General features: G+C 69.6%; 12 protein-coding genes. 4 read left to right on the forward strand and 8 right to left on the reverse strand.

The window, feature by feature from the left end:
• Positions 1-88: 88 nt before the first annotated feature.
• The 4 genes from POL67_RS20470 to POL67_RS20485 form a co-directional block, all read right to left on the reverse strand.
• Positions 89-1,162 (reverse strand): hypothetical protein, encoded by a 1,074-nt coding sequence (locus POL67_RS20470; RefSeq protein ID WP_271919522.1) that lies wholly within the window; start codon positions 1,160-1,162, stop codon positions 89-91.
• Between the two features lie 223 nt (positions 1,163-1,385).
• The gene (locus tag POL67_RS20475; RefSeq protein ID WP_271919524.1) at positions 1,386-2,171 is read right to left on the reverse strand and encodes a CPBP family intramembrane glutamic endopeptidase; all 786 of its coding nucleotides are present in this window, start codon (positions 2,169-2,171) and stop codon (positions 1,386-1,388) included.
• A gap of 26 nt (positions 2,172-2,197) precedes the next feature.
• On the reverse strand, positions 2,198-2,797 hold the full coding sequence (locus tag POL67_RS20480; RefSeq protein WP_271919526.1) for a DUF6892 domain-containing protein: 600 nt from the start codon (positions 2,795-2,797) through the stop codon (positions 2,198-2,200).
• 394 nt (positions 2,798-3,191) lie between these two features.
• Positions 3,192-7,382 (reverse strand): protein kinase domain-containing protein, encoded by a 4,191-nt coding sequence (locus tag POL67_RS20485; RefSeq protein WP_271919528.1) that lies wholly within the window; start codon positions 7,380-7,382, stop codon positions 3,192-3,194.
• A gap of 767 nt (positions 7,383-8,149) precedes the next feature.
• On the opposite strand from POL67_RS20485, the gene POL67_RS20490 reads away from it, so the two are divergent.
• On the forward strand, positions 8,150-8,575 hold the full coding sequence (locus POL67_RS20490; protein WP_271919530.1) for a toll/interleukin-1 receptor domain-containing protein: 426 nt from the start codon (positions 8,150-8,152) through the stop codon (positions 8,573-8,575).
• A 185-nt stretch (positions 8,576-8,760) separates the two neighbouring features.
• A complete protein-coding gene (locus POL67_RS20495; RefSeq protein ID WP_271919532.1) occupies positions 8,761-9,405 on the forward strand; it encodes an Lcl C-terminal domain-containing protein in 645 nt (214 codons plus the stop codon).
• A gap of 72 nt (positions 9,406-9,477) precedes the next feature.
• Here POL67_RS20495 and POL67_RS20500 read toward each other — a convergent pair whose 3' ends face one another.
• The gene (locus POL67_RS20500; RefSeq protein WP_271919534.1) at positions 9,478-9,768 is read right to left on the reverse strand and encodes a hypothetical protein; all 291 of its coding nucleotides are present in this window, start codon (positions 9,766-9,768) and stop codon (positions 9,478-9,480) included.
• A 120-nt stretch (positions 9,769-9,888) separates the two neighbouring features.
• Here POL67_RS20500 and grxD point away from each other — a divergent pair, with 120 nt between their 5' ends.
• Entirely contained in the window at positions 9,889-10,203 is a 315-nt protein-coding gene (gene grxD, locus POL67_RS20505; protein ID WP_271919536.1) for a Grx4 family monothiol glutaredoxin, read from the forward strand.
• A gap of 1 nt (position 10,204) precedes the next feature.
• Here grxD and POL67_RS20510 read toward each other — a convergent pair whose 3' ends face one another.
• Genes POL67_RS20510 through POL67_RS20520 form a run of 3 tightly spaced genes read right to left on the reverse strand, consistent with a single transcriptional unit; the run spans position 10,205 to position 15,749 of the window.
• Positions 10,205-10,912, reverse strand: a complete 708-nt coding sequence (locus POL67_RS20510; RefSeq protein ID WP_271919539.1) for a uracil-DNA glycosylase — start codon at positions 10,910-10,912, stop codon at positions 10,205-10,207.
• Positions 10,909-12,111 (reverse strand): esterase/lipase family protein, encoded by a 1,203-nt coding sequence (locus POL67_RS20515; protein ID WP_271919541.1) that lies wholly within the window; start codon positions 12,109-12,111, stop codon positions 10,909-10,911. The genes POL67_RS20510 and POL67_RS20515 overlap by 4 nt, the downstream gene beginning before the upstream one ends.
• A 14-nt stretch (positions 12,112-12,125) precedes the next feature.
• The gene (locus POL67_RS20520) at positions 12,126-15,749 is read right to left on the reverse strand and encodes a S8 family serine peptidase (protein WP_271919543.1); all 3,624 of its coding nucleotides are present in this window, start codon (positions 15,747-15,749) and stop codon (positions 12,126-12,128) included.
• Positions 15,750-15,855: 106 nt separating this feature from the next.
• Between POL67_RS20520 and selA the strand changes: the two genes are divergently transcribed.
• Positions 15,856-17,259, forward strand: a complete 1,404-nt coding sequence (gene selA / locus POL67_RS20525) for an L-seryl-tRNA(Sec) selenium transferase (RefSeq protein ID WP_271919545.1) — start codon at positions 15,856-15,858, stop codon at positions 17,257-17,259.
• Positions 17,260-17,261: the final 2 nt, after the last annotated feature.

Genomic DNA, 17,261 nt, shown 5'->3' on the forward strand with positions numbered 1-17,261 from the left:
TCGCAGAACCGTGCTTGGGGCCAGGCCCCGGGGGTTTGGGGGCGTCGCTCGGCTTGTCCGAGCGTAGCCCCCGAGCGTGGAGCGTGTTTCACTTGGGCTGCTCGATGCAGCAGCCCGTGATGCAGTAGAAGCCGGCGCCGCAGGGGTCCTGGCCGGGCAGGCCGCAGGGCTGTAGGCCGTCGGGGCACTGCTCGGGCGGCGGGGTGCCGGCGTCCGTGCCGCCCATGCCGCCGCCGCCGTCGACGCCCGCGTCCGGGGGCGGCGGGAAGCACTCGGGCGGCAGGGTGTCCTTGCCGATGCAGAGCTCGCACGTGCCGCATTCGTTGTAGCAGGCGCCCTTCACCTGCGTGCACGGGGCGCAGCTCTTCGGATCGTCGAGGTGCTCGAGATCGCAGGAGAAGCTGCCCAGGCCGTTCTCGGTGCCGAGCCAAACCGGGCCGTGCTTTTGTCCGTCCTTGTAGATGACGCAGCAGCCGAAGCAATCGCAGCCGTTCGGCGTGAGCTCCGGACAGACCTGCTTGCAGGTCTCCGGCTGGTTGTTGAGCAACTCGTCGCAGCTCAGGTTCGTGCCAGGCGTGTTCGCATTCGCGTTATAGGTGCACTTGTTGCCGTTCCACCACTCCGGGTAATAGTCGGGTGCCGTGGAGAGCGGGTCGCACTGGTGGTTCCAGTAGCACTCGTCATTGCCCGTTCCGGAGTTCGAGTCCCAGAAGCAGTCCGTGATGCACGCCGCGCCGGCGCCGCCGGGGATGCTGACGCCGAGGCCGGTCTCGCTGTTGTCGCAGGGGCCGAGGCATTCCGGATCCTGCCAGTCGATGAGGCCGTCGCCGTCGTTGTCGATCGTGTCGCCACACTGGTAGACCTGGTTCACGCACGCGGCCATGACGAACCCACCGTCCGGGCCCACCCAGCCATCCGGGCCCGCGTCCGGGATGTTGCCCGTGCCGCCCGCGCCGCCCGTGCTGCCGCCGATGCCGCCCGCGCCACCCGTGCTTCCGCCGATGCCGCCCGCGCCGCCGATGCCGCCGCTCGCGCCGGAGCCGCTCGCGCCAGAGCCACTGGTTTGGACCTGGGGCTCATCACTACAACCCACGGCAATCACGGATGCGACGAGGGGGCTCGCGAGGAGCAAGACGATTGCGCTCTTGGAAAAGGACGGCATGTAAAGTCTCCTTGGCGGAAGCTCGGCTCCAGGGCAGTTTCCCCGGGCCGTGTCCACGGACGAACGTCGTGCAGCCGGAATGCACGAGGCGCGCCAGCCCCTCGCCACGAGGAAGATCGCGGAAACACCGCACTTCATCAGCGACGGCGGACGTGGGTGGTTGCACGCGTGACCAGGCCTTGTCGTCAGTCGGGATTCGTCCGACGACGGATCACGCAGGATCTCAGACGAGGTGCGAGAGGACGGCCCAGGTGATGTGGACCGTCCCGTGCGCGAGCATCGCCGATTCCAGGCTTCGGCGGAAATAGAGCCAACCGAAGATGACGCCCGCGAATGCATTCAAGACGAGGGTGCGGGCGATCATGGGGCCCGAAAGCGGGATGCCCATCGCGATCACGGCGGGCAGGTGGCCCGCCGCGAACACGAGGGCGGCGAGCACGACGGCCGTCCACATCACGCCCCTGGTAGGGCTTCCCGGCGCTTTGCGGATCTTTCCGATGGCCCAGGCGAGGAACGTCGCGAGGCCCCAGCGCGTCAGGAGCTCTTCGTTCATGCCGCCATAAAGGACGGCCGCGATCGTGGCCCACGCGGGTTGTTTCTGGAGAATGCGGAGGTCCTTCCCACCGGTTTCGGCCAGGGTGGGGCGCAGGAAATGGTCGAGGGCCAGGACCACGAGCGCGGCAAGGATCCCCAGGCCAACCGCGATCCGCAGTTGGCTTCGGAACCGCGGCTCAGGTTGCGGCTCGCCCCCGGCCCATGCAGCGATGTGAGATCGCAGGTGCAACGAGGGCGCGAGGCGGACGCCCGCCGCGACGGCCAAGCCCAGGAGGAGAAGGGGCTGAATCTGCGACGCAATCACGAGCACGGGCAGCGACGGCAAGGCCGCGTCCGTATGCTCCACGATCTGCCGTATCTGTGGAATCGCAATGGGCAGCAAGCTGAGGTTGCCCACGACGCCCATGCCGAAGAGCACGCCAAACTTCCGCCACAAACGCGGTTGCGCTGCCATCTCGCCCTTTTGGGGCGAGCAGGCGTTCAGCGCAAGACTTCAACCCCACGCGCCGCGAGGCGATCGAGGACCGCGGGGTCGTCGACCGAGCCGAGGTTCACCTCGAGATGCTCGAGTTTGGGGAGCATTTCCAGGCTCGCCGCGTGCGTCCAATCGCCGGTCAAGGTGAGATGCGTGAGCTTGGCCAATCCTTCGAGGGGGCGGAGATCACGGAGGTCGTCGAAAAAGCCATGGCCGTCGAGGTCAAGCGTCTCGAGGGCCTCGAGCGCGCCGATGCCTACAAGCGAGCGGAGCGAATAGGTGTCGTCCTCGCCGCCGGTATAGACGCCAGCGCCGCTTTCCATCATCATGTAGATCTCGTTCCCGCCATCGAAATCGAGCCGATCGAGCCGCGCAACCTTCTTGCGATCAAGCTTGATCGAATGCAGCCGAGCCATGGCCGCCCGGAGCCGAACCATATCGTCGTCGCCCTCAATCCCTTCGAGCTTGGCCTCGACCCGCTCCGAACTCACAGCCTCGGCCTCCATCAACGCACCAAGCACAGCGATGTGCAGCCCAGGATCCGGGAAAACAATGCGGGTCTCCTCCGTCGCGGTCTTTTTCGTCGTGGTCTTTTTCGTGCTCATTCCAGTGTTCTTTCTTGTTGGGGTTCGTTGGGGCCGCCGCGCCGGGGCGCTGCCCCGGACCCCGCGGGGGCTGTCCGCCCCTCGACCCGGACCAGGCACGGCCTGGACCGGTGATGGAAGAACTGCGCTCCGCGCAGTTCTTCCAACGGGCCGGTGGCAAGACCATGGAGGTCGTCGCATGCAGCGGCACGTTGCCGGTTGCACCGTCAGCCCTGCTGTCTTGGTTGGCAGGGGCGTCGCCGGTCTTGATTGCGGCTGTTCGATGAACTGCGCGGAGCGCAGTTCATCGACCCCGAGTCCAGCGCTTGCGCTGGTCCGGGTCCAGGGGCGGACAGCCCCGGTGGGGTCTGGGGCAAAGCCCCAGCGCAGCGGCCTCAAAACGAGAGACCCACGCTCACCGGCCAGCGCGATGCGCGCGCCAGGCTTCCAGCGGCGTCGGGAACCAGCGCAGGTGCTGGAAGGCCTCCGGGATGTCGGGCTCGTTCTGCGGATCTGGCGGCCCCTCGACGGCGGCGCTGGCGAGGATGGCCCGTGCTTCGTCGAGGTAGGTGGCGAGCGCGCTTTCTGGCTCGCTCGTGCGCATCGATCGATATTCGAGCTCGCCCCCGCGGTACGAAAGGTCCTTCAAACGCAGCGCGGGCCGCGGACGCCCGGCCACGTGCGTCCAGCGCCCGGTCGCGGCGTCACACCGGTACATCGGGAGCAGCTTCCACCCGTCGTGGGCGATCATGTGAATCGCGGCGACGATGTAGAGGAACACGGTCTCTGTCATGAAGGCATTGAAATGGACGCGGACCCAGCCGAGCTGGAGCACGCCGCAGCCGGCTTCCACCGCTTCGGCGAAGGCCGCGGAGGGCTCGGGGTCGATGCCGAGGATGAGGTGACCGTACGGGCCTGCCGAGGGGCCTCCGCCTCGCGCCTGGATGCCGAAGAGATCGTTCAGCAGGGCGACGACGAAGTTCCAGTGGAGGAATTGATCACGGCCGTGGCGAATCACGAGCGACACGATGGACAATCGTTCGTGCTCTGGAGGGCCGAGCACCCAGATCTTTTCGTTCGTTCGGAACGACGCGAGGGCGCGCTTGATGAAGTCGTCCTCGCGGGCGCGGATCGTGTCTGTGCCGATCGCCGCTTTGAGCTGGAAGACGAGGCCTGCGCGGATGGAGTCGAGCAGGGCCGGCGGGCCTGCCTCCTTGCGGCGCGCGACGAGCGCGCGCTTGGCGACGAGCACGCCGGGCGTGCCCAGGCCGCCGATGCATTCGTGCGGCGAAAGGAAGACGGCGTCCTTCGACGCGAGGGCGCCGGAGCCCTCGGGGTTCATTCGAATGTCGAGCGAAGGCCCGGCGGTGGTGGAATCCCAAAAGGAGAGCGCCCCGTGCCGGTGCAGGAGGGTCGTGATGGCGACGTCGTCCGCGACGATGCCCGTCACCTGGGACGCCAGGGAAAAACTCCCGATCTTGAGCGGGCGGTTCGCGTGTCGAACGAGCGCCGCTTCGAGCGCGTGGAGATCGATGCGACCTTCGGCGTCCGCGTCGATCGTCACGACGTCGGCGATGGAGGCGCGCCACGGGAGCTCGTTCGAAGGGGCCTCGTGGGGCCCGAGGAACACGACGGGGCGCTCGTTCTCCGGGATCCGCTCGCGCAGGTGATATCGTTCGTCGAGCTCCGGCGATAACGCGAGCCCGAGCGCCCGGACCATCTCCTCGACCGCCGCTGTCGCGTCCGAGCCGCAAAAAAGGACGACGTCGTCGCTCCCGCCGCCCACGCTCTCGTGGAGGAGGTCCCCCGCCTCCTCGCATAACCGCGACGTCTGCGCGCCGGTGCCCGAGGAGAGCGGCATCACCTCGCTTCGCAGGAATTCTTCGAGGAAGCTCAAGGAGCGGCCCGAGGCCGTATCGTCCGCCTGGACCAGGCGCCGTGGTCCGAAGGGCCCGTGAAGGACCACGTCGTCGCCGAGGATCGAGGCGCGCACTTTTCCGAGGAGCGCCTCCTTGTCGGAAGATGCGTCGTCCGGGGACGCATGCAGGCGGGTCGTGTTCGCCGCTTCGTGCAGGGCGTGGGGAATGTCGAGCAGCGTCCCGAGGCCGTCGACGAATCCGCGCAGGGTCTGCTCGACGAGGTCTTCTGTGCCGGCCCGCGTCGTGCTGGCCAGGGTCATGCGCATCAGCGTCTTCGTGCCCATCGCGCGATCGCCGTGCGTGCCGACGACGAGCGCCTGCGCCGCGCGCCGGACGATGCCGGCGTCGGTCTGCCGGAGGGCGTCGATGAGGTCGCGATTGATGGCCTCGACCAGCTCGAAGGCCATCGCCGGGCTCGACGCGAAGAGGCGCGCGAGGGGCTCGGGCGCGAGCTCGAGGAGCACCACGTTCTCCCGTGCAGTGCACGTGACCCGCTGCGGGCCGTGGTCGAGCAGCGCTTCCATGCCCATGGTCTTGCCGGGCCCGAGGACGGCGAGGTGCATGTGCCGGTGGCCTGCGCGGACGGTGATTTCGACGGTGCCACGCGCGAGGAGGAAGGCCGAGCCCCGGCTCGCGCCTTCGGCAAAGATCATGCGCCCGCGCGGCACCTCGCGCTCGACGAGGACGCCCGCGATGACGGCCAATCGTTCGTCGCTGAACGATTCGAAAAAGGGCAGGCTCCGGAGGGAGGACGCGATGGGCGGCGTGAGGGGGTGGCCCTCGCCGAGGTCCGAGGCCGACGTGCTTGCGGCGGGAGGCGCCGGCCCCATCAATTCGCGGGTGACGCCGCGCAGCTCGCTGCAAAGGTGGAGCGAGAGCCGGCGCAGGACCTTCAGCGCGGCGGGGTTGTGCACACGCCTGAGGTGCTCGAAATCGGCGATCTCCAGCGTATACCCCGACGCGCGCCGGACCGTGGTGACGGTGGCCGCGCGGAGCATGGGCTGGTTCAAGGCGTGCTCCCCGAGCACGCCCCCCGGGCCGCTCTCGCCGACGAAGATACGATCGTCCCCGGGCGTCCGGATCGAGACCGCGAGCAGGCCGTCCTCGACGAGGTAAAGCTGGTCGGCCGGCGCGCCTTGTGTGCAGAGGACCTCGCCGGGCTCGGCGTGGAAGGGCCGCATCCGGGCGGCGAGGTCGCGGCGCTCGTCGGCGTCGAGATCCGAAAAGAGCGCCGTGGCGCCGAGCAACGCGCCGATCGTGCTCGGGTCCCTCGCCGTCCGCGGGGTGATGCCGGAGTCTGCTTTGGCTTCCCCCTCGGGAAGCGAGGCGCGCTGGATCCCGCGGCGTACGGCGCTCGCGAGCTGCTCCCATGCCTGGCCCCACGCCTCGGCGAGCTCGTCGTCCATGCGGCCGCCCTCGGTGAGATCGAGCTCCGCGCGGAGCGCCTCGCCAAAGGAATCGACGTGCGCCTCGCGGACGCCGTAAAGCACGTGCCGCGCGCCGAGCTCTTCGAGCATCGCGTAGAGCCCGTGGGGATCACGCAGGCAGGCGACGCTCGCGGTCAGCGCGGTGACGAGCTTGCGCCCCTGGCCCGTGAGATCGTGCGGGAACAAATGGCGCATCTCGGGGTGCCGCGCGAACAAGCGCTCATAGAATCGCTGCGGGAAGCTCGATCGCGAGACCGCCCGCTTGAACATCATCCGCACGAGCTCGGCCTGCCGCTCCGAGGGCGAGGCCGCGGCCTCGGGGAGCAGGCCGAGCGCGCGCATCGTCGCGACCACGCCTTCGAGCGCGGCGGCGAGGGCGTCCGCCGAGGCGAAGCGTTTGGCCGGGTCCTTTTGCACCGCGCGGTCGACGCTCGCGGAGAGCTCGAAGGGGATGTCGGGCCGGAGCGAGGCGATGCTCGGCAGGGGCTCTTTGAGGATCGCGTCGACGAGCTGCATCAGAGGCCGCTTGGGCCCATAGGGCGGGATGCCGGCGAGCAGCTCCCACAGGACGAGGCCGAGCGCATAGATGTCGCTCGCGGCGGTCGCGGGCGCGCCTTTCCACAGTTCGGGCGCGAGGTAGCGGGGCGTGCCGAGAATGTCGCCTTTCCGCGTCACGTCGGCGGGCAGGCCTCCATTCGCCACGAAGCGCGCGATGCTCTCGGGGCCCGCCTCTTCGAGGAACGCGGGCCGCGCCGGCACCTTGGCGACGCCGAAATCAATGAGCTTGCCGGCGCCCGTGCGGGTGCGCATGACATTCGCCGGCTTGAGGTCGCGGTGCAGGACGGAGGCGTGATGGGCCGCCGCGAGCCCCCGCGCGACGTCGACGCCGAGCGCGAGGACCTCCTGCCACTCGAGCGTGCCGACGAGCGTATCGACGCTCTGCCCGGCGACGAGCTCGTACACGATGTAAGGCTGCCCGAGCGTTTCCCCGCTGCGGTAGACGGCGACGACGTTCGGATGCTCGATCCGCCCGAGCGCGAGGGCTTCGAGGCGGAAGCGCTCGCGGTCGCGCTCCGCCGGATAAGCACTGCGGATCATTTTGATCGCGACGTGGCGATCGATCGTGAGATCGAGGGCGCGCCAAACCTCGCCCATCGCGCCTTCGCCGAGCCGCTCGAGGAGGCGATAGCCGTCGAACTCCGTGAGGGACCGGAGGGCGGTGGAAGCCGGCGGCGGGGGGGAGCGGCCCGATTCGAACACGCCGCGATGGTAGGCGAGCGTGCGTGGGCGGCAAGGCGAAACAGCGGCGAACCGCGTCGAAATCAGGCCTTGGCGGGCGCCTCACCCTGCGTGCGCGGCTCCGGCTCGATTGCGCCTGTTTCCGGGTTCACGTCCTCGATGGGCTTGCTTTGGCACGAGAATCGGTCTGCCGCGCCTCGGACGAATAGGGTGACCTTGCGCCCGGCCCATTCTTTCGGAAGTCGAGCCGGAGGCTGGGTGGTCGTGAGGCAGGGCTCAGGGGGCCCCTGCGCACACCTTCGCGTTCGCGCGCAGGGGCGACGTGGCCGAGCAGGTTTCTGGCGCGCGAGGGTCTTGGGACGTTCGAGGGGTCGCGGGAGACGGTGACGCGTGGGTGTTCGAACGTTCGATCCGCCGCGCGTCACGGTGACGCGTCGGTGATCGGACGTTTGGAGAGCCGCTGGAGACGGTGACGCGCGGGGGATCGGTCGTTCGAGCGGGCGCTGGTGAGCGTGACGCGAGGGTGTTCGAAGCTTCGGAGACCCGGAGGAGAACGTGACGCGTGGGTGTTCGAACGTTCGAACAGGGGCGCGTCACCGTGACGCGTGGGTGTCGGGACGTTTGGAGACGCAGGAGCAGCGGTGGATGCCGGGGGCGGGCGCGAATCGGAAGCGGCGCGCGGCGGCGGGAGCCGCCCTGTGCGACCTCGGGGGGTCGGGGGCGGCGACGGTGAGCGAGCGTCCACGAGGTGGTGGATTCAAAGCCCACGACCGTGCGACACTCCGCCCGTGGCAAAAGTCTTCCTGTCGCACGCCCACGTGGACAAGCCAGCGGTCCGTCGGATTGTCGATGCCTTGCGGGAAGCGGGGCACGAGCCGTGGATCGACGAGCAAGAGATCCTCGTGGGGGAGTCGATTCCCGGCGCCATCGAGCGTGGGCTCGAGACCACGGACTTCGTCCTCGTTTGCCTTTCCCGCGCCGCGATAGCAAGCGGGTGGGTCAGGAGCGAATTGGATGGCTCGGTGATGAAGCCGTTCCGTTCGAAGATGACCCGCGTGCTTCCGATCCGTCTCGAAGACGTCGCGCCGCCGACGATCATCGCGCATGCCAAGTATGTCGACCTGTTCCCCGACGACGATGCGTTCCAGCGGGGGATGGAGGCTCTGCTGCGCTCCATCGAAGGGTATACGGCGCGGGCCCCCGCCCCCCCCTGATCGGCTCTCCGGGGGCCGGTGCCGCCCCGGAGAGCCCAAGCCGGACGCCCTACGTCCCGGTGAGCCCGAGCGCGCCGCCCTATGTCCCGGTGAGCCCGAGCGCGCCGCCCTATGTCCCGACGTATCCCGGGCCGCCACCCATTTACCTACCGCCCCCGAAGCCCAAAGGTCCCTCCCTTTGGTTCGTGCCGGTCGGCCTCTTCGCCGGATGCGGGATCTTCGCGCTCGCCGGGAGCACCTGTCTCATCATGATGGCGGCCCGTACGCAGGGGTCGGACCCGGAGGAGAAGCTGAAAGCCGCGGTCGAGGAGTTCAAGGACGAGAAAGGGGAGGCTCGCAGCAACCGTCCGGATGGCCGCTCTTTCCTTGCCGACGCAGCGCCGCAGGGAGAGCCGCTCGACAGCAAATCCGCGCAGAAGAGAGGGAGCGAGGATGCGGGAGCCGACGGGGCTTCGAGCCATGCAGCGATTGACGAAATGGCTGAGGACCGCGATCCGACCTGGTTCTCTGGCACCTTGCTCTGGACGCGAGTGCCCCTCAAGGAGCCGCGCACGGGCAAACCAGCCAAATACGCCACGCTCGAGCTTGCGGAGGCCGCCTGCGCGCAGCGTCCGACGGGCTGGCGGTTGCCCAGCGTGCGGGAATTCAGGTGGTTCACGAAAGACGGTCGTATCAACGAGATGTTATTCCCTGAGTATCCGACGGGTGTATTCTGGGCGACGCCAGACGATCGCGTGTCCATCTCTGCCTCCGGGGTATTCGACTCGTACGACGGTCCCGCTTCGCCGATGGTGCTGTGCGTGAAGGAGCACAGTCTGGAGGAGCCTTGAAAAGGCGCCCGTGGGCTGTCGTGCCCGTGCGGATTCAAGAGCGCGTTTTTCCTCGTCCAGAAGACCAGCGTCTCACTTCCGATGCTGTCGCATTTCACGGACGAGCGTCGGCAATGCCGCGAGCAAGGACCACGTCGCAATGTCGAGCACCCAGGGAACGGCCAAACCCCAGAGCGGCGCCGAGGCAAGGAAGAGCCCCGCACAAGCGAGGAGGGGTCCCACGAGGGGCACCATTGAAATGAACCGGTCGATCCCGCGGCGTCGATTGCGCGTATTGACGACGACGGAAGCAGCATTCATGAGGATGACGTACCCGCCGAGGACGCAAAGGAGCAGGCCGGGGTAGAGCAAGAACCGGTGCATCGTCGTCGAGGAGCAACCTGGCACCTTCGAGCACGGGCGGCACCTCGGTCGCTTGCCCGCGAAGGCGCCAAGCGCCCGACCCTCGCCCCGCTCCTCCCCTTACGCTACGTTGTCGCCGCCATGAGCGACGTGCGTCAACGGATCCAGGAGATCATCGATCAGAACCGCGTGGTCCTCTTCATGAAGGGGACAAAGAGCTTCCCGCAGTGCGGGTTCTCGCAGCGCGCCGTGCAGATCCTCAAGTCGGCCGGGGCCGAGTTCGTGGACGTGAACGTCCTGAAGGACCCCGACATCCGCCAGGGGATCAAGGAGTTCTCGAACTGGCCGACGATCCCGCAGGTGTACATCGACGGGAAGTTCGTCGGCGGCAGCGACATCCTCTCCGAGATGCAGCAGTCGGGCGAGCTGTCGCAGATCCTCGCGCCGAAGAACTGACCTACCTGCGCGCTCGTTCGAGCGCCGCCCCCAGCACCTCATCAAACATCGCCGCCGTGAGCCGGCCCGTCTGCGTGTTCTGCTGGCTCACGTGGTAGCTCCCGAAGAGCCACGCCCGTCCACCGCCGCCCCGCGGATCCGGGATTTCTCCGCGCGCCCCGTGCGCGAACGCGGGCGCCCCCGAGACGTCTCCGTGTTTCTTCGCGAGCGTGAGGACCGCGTCGTAGCCGGTCTTCCCGAGCGCGAGGTACGTGTGCGCCCGGTCGAGCAGCGCGAGCTCGGCTTCGAGCCACGGCCGGCAAGCCGCGAGCTCCGCCGGCGTGGGCTTGTTCTCGGGCGGCGCGCAGCGGCACGGGGCCACGATGAACGCGCCCGTGAGCGTGAGGCCGTCGCCGCGGTGTACGCTCGTCGGCTGGGACGCGACGCCCGCTCGGTGCAGCGCGGCGTAGAGGAAGTCGCCCGAGCGATCCCCCGTGAACATCCGGCCCGTGCGGTTGCCGCCGTGCGCGGCCGGCGCGAGGCCCATGAGGATCAGCGTGGCGTCGGGGTCGCCAAAGCCAGGGATCGGGCGGCCCCAGTAGGTCTCGTCCCGGTAGGCGCGGCGTTTGACGCGGGCGACCTCTTCCCGCCACGCGACGAGGCGATCACAACGGCGGCACGCGACGAGCGCTTCCTGCAAGAGCTCGAGCGAGCGCCGCTTGCTCGTCACGACACCCCGCGCACGCTCGGCGGTGCGCTCTTCGGCGCGCGCTCGGACGCGGGGCTACGCGCGTCGCGGAGCTCTTCGCCGACGATCATGCCGGACACGATCCGATCCATCACGACGTCGAATCGCACGCGCTGGAACCGCGCGCCACTCGCGAGCCAGTCGGTGTGGCCGCCCGCGCCCGGGAAGTGGCCGACGATGTCGAGGTGGTCCGCTTTGCCCACCCACACGAGGTCGCCCCAGATCTGCGAGGTCAAGGGCACGACGCCGTCGTTCGCCGTCGGAGGGAGGGCCTCGCCGAGCATCGCCTTGAGCTTCGCCTGGGCCGCACCGTCGGCCGCCGCGCACGGGTACCGCTCGTCGAGGCGGCTCGTCAGGTTGTAGAGCGCCGTGAAGATCGTCGCGCTCATCGCGCTCCACGGCGAGCGCAAGGCCGCGATCCAGTCGCGCACCGCGTTCGAGGGCGCATACGTCGCGACACACTGGTAGCGCACGCCGGGGCGATCCTCGACGCCGGCCTGGAAGAGGTCCATCGCCTCGGGCATGAGCTGCACGATCGCGCCCTGGTCGCCGCGCAAGAGATCGAGCCAGGTGCGCAGCTCGCGGCTCGACGCTTCGTCGAGGACCTTGGCCACGGCGTCGACGGCGCGGTTGATGATCTCGAGCTCGAAGTTGCCGATCGACAGGCGGCCGAACGCGGCGACGAGCGCCGAGGTCGCGGCGAGCGGAGGCGCGCCGAGCTTGAGCGCAGTCACGGTGAGCGCGGAGATCGCGTAGAGCATGCGCTGGCCGCTGACGGTCGCGAAGAAGGCCGCGAGGGGCGTGCCGTAGTGCGGCGTGTTCATCGTCGTGATCGACGAGAGGCGCGGCAGCCACGCGAGCTCTTTGCGGGCGACGCCGGGCAGGCGCGCGGTCGGAGAGGCGACGAGGCGCGCGTCGAGGCCGCCCGTCGAGTGGCCGACCACGTGGATGGGGCCGTCGTCGTCGCCGGCCGTGGCGGCGATCATGTGCGCGAGCTTGGCCGCGCGGCGGCAGACGCTGGCCGTGGGGTGGACGTCGCAGACCAGGACCTTGGCGACGCGGCCGCGCTGGCGGAAGCGATCTTCGAGGGCGACGACGAGGTGCTCGAAGTACTCGAACGACGCGAGCCGCGCGAAGCCGAACATGCCGGGAGAGAGGTAGATTCGAACGGGAGGCGACACCCCGAGAGGGTAGCCTAGCTGCGCGCAGGTCGCCGCCTCGCCAGCACGAGCGCGAGGCCCACGGCGAGGAGGCCCGCCGTCCGCCCATCGCCGCGGCCCTGGCCGGCAGCCCGACAATCGCAGCCGCCGGCCGCTTCGAGGGGCCGGGGGAGGCGAGCGGCCTCGCAGACGTCGGCCGTGAGCGGGGCCTTCGCCTTGAGGAGCGCGCCCTGATCGAGGCGGGTTTCGACGCTGCCCGTGTTGCGGTTGTCGTGGTGGTAGCTCTCCCACGCGATGACGCCGTCGGTCCGGCCGCGCGTGTGCCAGACGTGCAAAAAGCCGCTGCGCGTGCCGGCCGCGACTTCGAGCGTGCCGTCGCCGTCGAGGTCGCCGACGGCGGCGGTGGAGGCGATCCACTGGCCCGTGAACTTGGGAAAACCCGCGGGCTCGCGGCCGCAGCCGTCGTAGGCGTGGAGGAAATACCCGCCCGAGCCAGTGATGACCTCGGGGTAGTCGTCGCCGTCGAGGTCGGCGATGGCGTGGTTGTTGAAGAAGGTGAAGTCTTCGAGGAGGAAGGGCGAGCCGGGGAGCATCGCGCCGGTTTTGCCGCTCCAGACCGCGAGCAGGTGCTCGCCCGCGCCGGTGCCGCCGCCCTGGAGCGCCTGCGTGAGCGAGAGGGAGCCGCCCGAGGCGACGACGTCGGGCACGCCGTCCTGATCGAGGTCGCCGACGGAGGGGCTCGAGAAGAGCGGGAGCATCGTGTTCGGCTGCGAAGCGCGCGTGAGCGGGCCGAAGATGCTGGAGGGTTCGAGGCCGCGGAGCTCCTTCGTGGGATCCGTGGGATCGGGGCGGACGGGGAGGGCGTTCGCGGGCGGCGCGCCGAGCGAGGTCTGGCCGCCGGGATCGGTGGGGACGACGAACGGCAGGCTCACGTTGCCGTGCGCGACGGCAGCGAGCTTGCCCTCGAAGCGCGCGACGGCCGCGGAGTTCGGGATGCCCTCGGCGACGAGCGGGAAGAGTTCGAAGGAGCTGAGCGAGACGGGCCAGCCGGCGAGGATCGGGCCGTCGGGGGCCTTCGTGCCGCGGCCATCGACGACGGTGATCGCGCCGAACTGGCCACTCGCGCCGAGCCGCTCGTTCGAGCCGAGGACGAGGTCCATCACGCCGTCGGCGTTGAAGTCGGCGACCGCGGGCGTCGTGAGGATGCGGCTCTTCGCCTTGGGGTTGTTCTCGGGGTCGATGCGGATCTCGACAGGGAAGCCGGGCAGGGGCGCGCCGCCCGCGTCGAAGGCGTGGACCTTGCCGTCGAACGCGGCCTGCACGATGTCGAGGTGGCCGTCTTGATCGAGATCGACGAGCACAGGTGATGCGAAGGCGCCCCGCGTGATGCGCTGGTCCTCGTTCATGCAGGGGCTCGCGGGCGGAGGCAGGTCGACGCCACGCGGGCAGGAGGGGATGCGCGGGAGGCGGCGGGGAAAACCCGGGCGGACGGAGCCGTCGGCTTCGAGGACGTAGATCGTGCCGGCATAGGTGGTGGCGACGATCTCGACCGTGCCATCCCCGTCGAGGTCGGCGATGGCGGGCGCGTTCATGAAGCCTTCGCGCGCGAGGTTCGGATCGACCTTGCCCGACGCGTAGCCCGGCGCGGTGATGTGGCTCGGCGTTTCGCTCTCGAGCGGGGCGGTGAGGCCGTCGATGGGGGTCGTCGAGAAGGGGAAGCCGGGGAAGGGGACGGGGCCGGCCTTCGTGAGCGTGAGGACGTGGATCGCGCCGCCGCCCGTGGGGACGATGAGCTCGCGCACGCCGTCGCCGTCGAGATCGGCCATCTTGGGGCTCGCTTCGAGGCTGTCGCCGAGCCACACGGGAAACCCGCGCGCGAGGTCGGGATCGCTGTGCACGTAGTAGGTGCGGCGCATCTCGCCGGCCACGTCGCCGACGGCGCCGCCGTAATGCGCGACGGCGCGGACACGCACGGTGATGGTGTGGTCGTTCTCGCCGAAGGGGCTGTCGATGTCGCGCGGGTGGCTCACCGTGACGTTGCGCACGTCGAGGAGCGCGAGGGGCTCGGCCGTGCCGGCGATGAAGGTGGGATCGAGGTTCAGGCGTCGATCGAGGACGTGCTTCTGAAAATCCTCTTCGAGCGGCTGCACGCCGCTCGCCCACTCGACGACGTAGTCGTAGGCGTTCGCCCGCGGCGCGGAGATGGTGCCGCGGATCTGGATCGGGCCGTCGACGCGATCCTTGTAGAGGACCTCGAACCAGCGCGGCGAGACGATGTCGACCGAGGGCGGGATGCGGCCGTCGCGGATGGCCTCGAGCGCGCGGCTCGCGTTGACGCGGCCGTAACCGAAGCGTTGATCGAAGCCGGACTGCGAGAAGCGGTAGATCGAGCCGAGCTCGCGGGACTCGGGCACGTCGATGTCGTCGGCCGTGAAGAAGAAGATCGACTGCGCTTCACCCGGCGAGAGCTGCGGGACGGTGTTGTACTTGAGCGCCGCGGAATAGAGCAGGCCCGCGATGCCGCTGAGCTGACCCGTGGCCTCGCTGGAGCACGAGGTGCCCGAGGCCGAGAGCAAGTTCTGGCCGCCGTAGTTCGAGCAGGGGTGGAAGTCGACGAAGCTCCGCGAGGCGCGGGCGCTCGCGCCGTCGTACTGGATCGCGTGCACGGGTAGCGTGTGGTTGCTCGCGGCCGGCATGTTGTGGTGGCGCGAGTTCTCGTCGGCCATCGAGGTCACGACGAGGACTTTGTTCTCGTACGCGTAGTCGAGCGCGGCCTGCGCGAAGCGCGTCATGTTCAGCGTGCCGAGCGCGCACTGCACGACCTTCGCGCCGCTGTCGGTCGCGTAGACGACGGACTCGCCGAAGGCCTGCACGTCGCCGATGAAGCTGTCGCCGACGCGGAGCGGGAGGAACATGCAGCGCGGGCAGCCGCCCGCGAGGCCGATGCCGTTGTCGGCCTGGGACGACGAGTCTTCGGCCTCGCCCGTGCCGTGCCCGTAGCGCGTGTCGTCGTACGGGTCGTTGTCGTTCTTCATGAAGTCCCAGCCCGAGATGTCGTCGATGTAGCCGTTGCCGTCGTCATCGATGCCATCGGAGAAGGCGAGGATCAGATCACCGGCGTCGAGCACGCCGTTGGCGTTGCGATCGGACGCGGGCAGCGGCATCGAGGTCGCGTAGTCCGAGACCGAGAAGACGCCGTCGTCGTTGCAGTCGAAGCCGGCGAGATCCCCGGCGCCGCCGCAGGGGGCGCCGCCCGCCTGGAAGGGCTTGTGCGTGAGGAGCTCGCGGCGGTTCAGGTACGCCTTGTCGAGGAGATCGGGTTTCTCCCAGAAGATGCCGCTGTCGGTCACGGCGATGACGACGCGCGGATCGCCGATGGAGATGCGCCACGCGAGGTCGATGCTCATGCCGGAGGCGACCTCGTCCGCGCGGCGGACGACGCCCGGCGCGGCAGGCGGCAGGAACGAGTAGTAGTTCCACTGCCCGTCGCGATCCTCGGCGTACGCGTAGCCCGGATCGTTCGGCCAGTTCGCGGGATCGGCCATGTTCGCGTCGGACGACGGGGGCCACTTGGCGGACGCGGAGTGGGGCGCGAGGGCGCTCGCGAGGGCCAGGGCGGCGAGCAAGCCGCCGCGCCACGAGGGGCGGTACGTTCGCATCGTCTCCTCATCGGCCCCGCGCGGCGCGGTTTCGGGCGAGGCCGCGTAAGTGTGTGTGCGTAAAAAGTACGGAGAAGGAGCGGAGAGCAGCTAGATGTAGCAGCCGATGGGCGAGGAGGAAACGCGAGGGACAGGGGGCGCGGATCTGCGGGGCATCCCACGGGTGGACCGTGTCCTCGCGAGTCCGTCCCTCACACAGGTGAAGCAGAGGCTCGGCGTCGCTGCCTTGACGCGCCTCGTGCGGCGAGCCCTCGATGAAGCACGCGACGCCGTGCGCGGCGGCGGGCCGTGTCCCTCTGTGGAGGACGTGGCGCTTCGCGTCGCAGCGCACGCAGAGCGAACGCTCCGGACGCGCGCGCGGCGGGTGATCAACGCGACGGGCGTCGTGCTGCACACGAACCTCGGTCGTGCGCCGCTCGGCGCGCGCGTGGCCGAGGCGCTCGCGAGCTCGGCGGCTGGGTACACGTCGATCGAGATCGATCTCGCGACAGGCCGGCGCGGGCGTCGCGGCGCGTTCGCGGAGGATGCGCTGTGCGAGCTGTCGGGCGCGGAGGCGGCGCTCGTCGTGAACAACAACGCCGCGGCCGTGCTCCTGATGCTCGGCGCGCTCGCGGCGGGCCGGCCCGTGGTGGTGTCGCGGGGCGAGCTCGTGGAGATCGGCGGAGGGTTTCGGGTGCCCGAGGTGATGGCGCGATCAGGCGCGCGGCTCGTCGAGGTGGGCACGACGAACAAGACGCGGATCGCGGACTACGCGCGCGCGCTCGACGCCGCACCCGACGCCGCGGCGATCCTGCGCGTGCACCAAGGCAACTTCCGGCAGGTGGGTTTTGTCGAGCGGCCGGAGCATCGGGCGCTCGCGGCGCTCGCGCACGAGCGGAAGGTGCTCTTGCTGGAGGACCTGGGCGGCGGCGCGATCGTGGATCTCGAGCCGCTCGGGCTCTCGGGCGAGCCGAGCGTGCGGAGCTCGGTCGAGGCGGGATCCGACGTGGTTTGTTTCAGCACCGACAAAGTGCTGGGCGGGCCGCAGGGCGGGGCGATCGTGGGGCGCGCCGATCTCGTGGCGGCGTGCCGGAAAGATCCGTTGGCGCGAGCCCTGCGTCTCGGTCGCCTCCCGCTCGTCGCGCTCGAAGCGACGCTCGCCGCGTACCTCGAAGGGGACCTCGACGCGATCCCGACGCTGGCCGCGCTACGCGCGCCGCTCTCCGCCGTGCGCGCGCGGGCCGAGCGGATCCAGGGCGAGCTCGCGCGCCAGGGCGTGACGTCGTCCGTCGTGGAGCTCGGCGGCGCCGTGGGGGGAGGCGCGTGCGCCGAGGAGCCGCTGCCCTCGTTTGGTGTGGCGCTCGAAGCGGCGGGCGGAGAGCTCGCGACGATCGCGGAGCGTCTCCGCGTGGGGGAGCCGTCGGTCCTGCCGCGCGTGCAGGAGGGCCGCATCTTCTTCGACGTGCGCACGTTGCTCGACGGCGAGGACGCGCCGCTCACCGCGGCGATCGTGAACGCCGTGAAAGGCTGAGC

The organism is Polyangium mundeleinium (assembly GCF_028369105.1).
In the GTDB taxonomy this organism is placed as follows: Bacteria; Myxococcota_A; Polyangia; order Polyangiales; family Polyangiaceae; genus Polyangium; species Polyangium mundeleinium.

Excerpts from the sequence above, each read along its gene's own strand:
- grxD (WP_271919536.1), top strand. The coding sequence starts at position 9,889 with ATGAGCGACGTGCGTCAACGGATCCAGGAGATCATCGATCAGAACCGC.
- POL67_RS20520 (WP_271919543.1), bottom strand. The coding sequence starts at position 15,749 with ATGCGAACGTACCGCCCCTCGTGGCGCGGCGGCTTGCTCGCCGCCCTG.
- POL67_RS20480 (WP_271919526.1), bottom strand. The coding sequence starts at position 2,797 with ATGAGCACGAAAAAGACCACGACGAAAAAGACCGCGACGGAGGAGACC.
- selA (WP_271919545.1), top strand. The coding sequence starts at position 15,856 with ATGGGCGAGGAGGAAACGCGAGGGACAGGGGGCGCGGATCTGCGGGGC.
- POL67_RS20475 (WP_271919524.1), bottom strand. The coding sequence starts at position 2,171 with ATGGCAGCGCAACCGCGTTTGTGGCGGAAGTTTGGCGTGCTCTTCGGC.
- POL67_RS20470 (WP_271919522.1), bottom strand. The coding sequence starts at position 1,162 with ATGCCGTCCTTTTCCAAGAGCGCAATCGTCTTGCTCCTCGCGAGCCCC.
- POL67_RS20500 (WP_271919534.1), bottom strand. The coding sequence starts at position 9,768 with ATGCACCGGTTCTTGCTCTACCCCGGCCTGCTCCTTTGCGTCCTCGGC.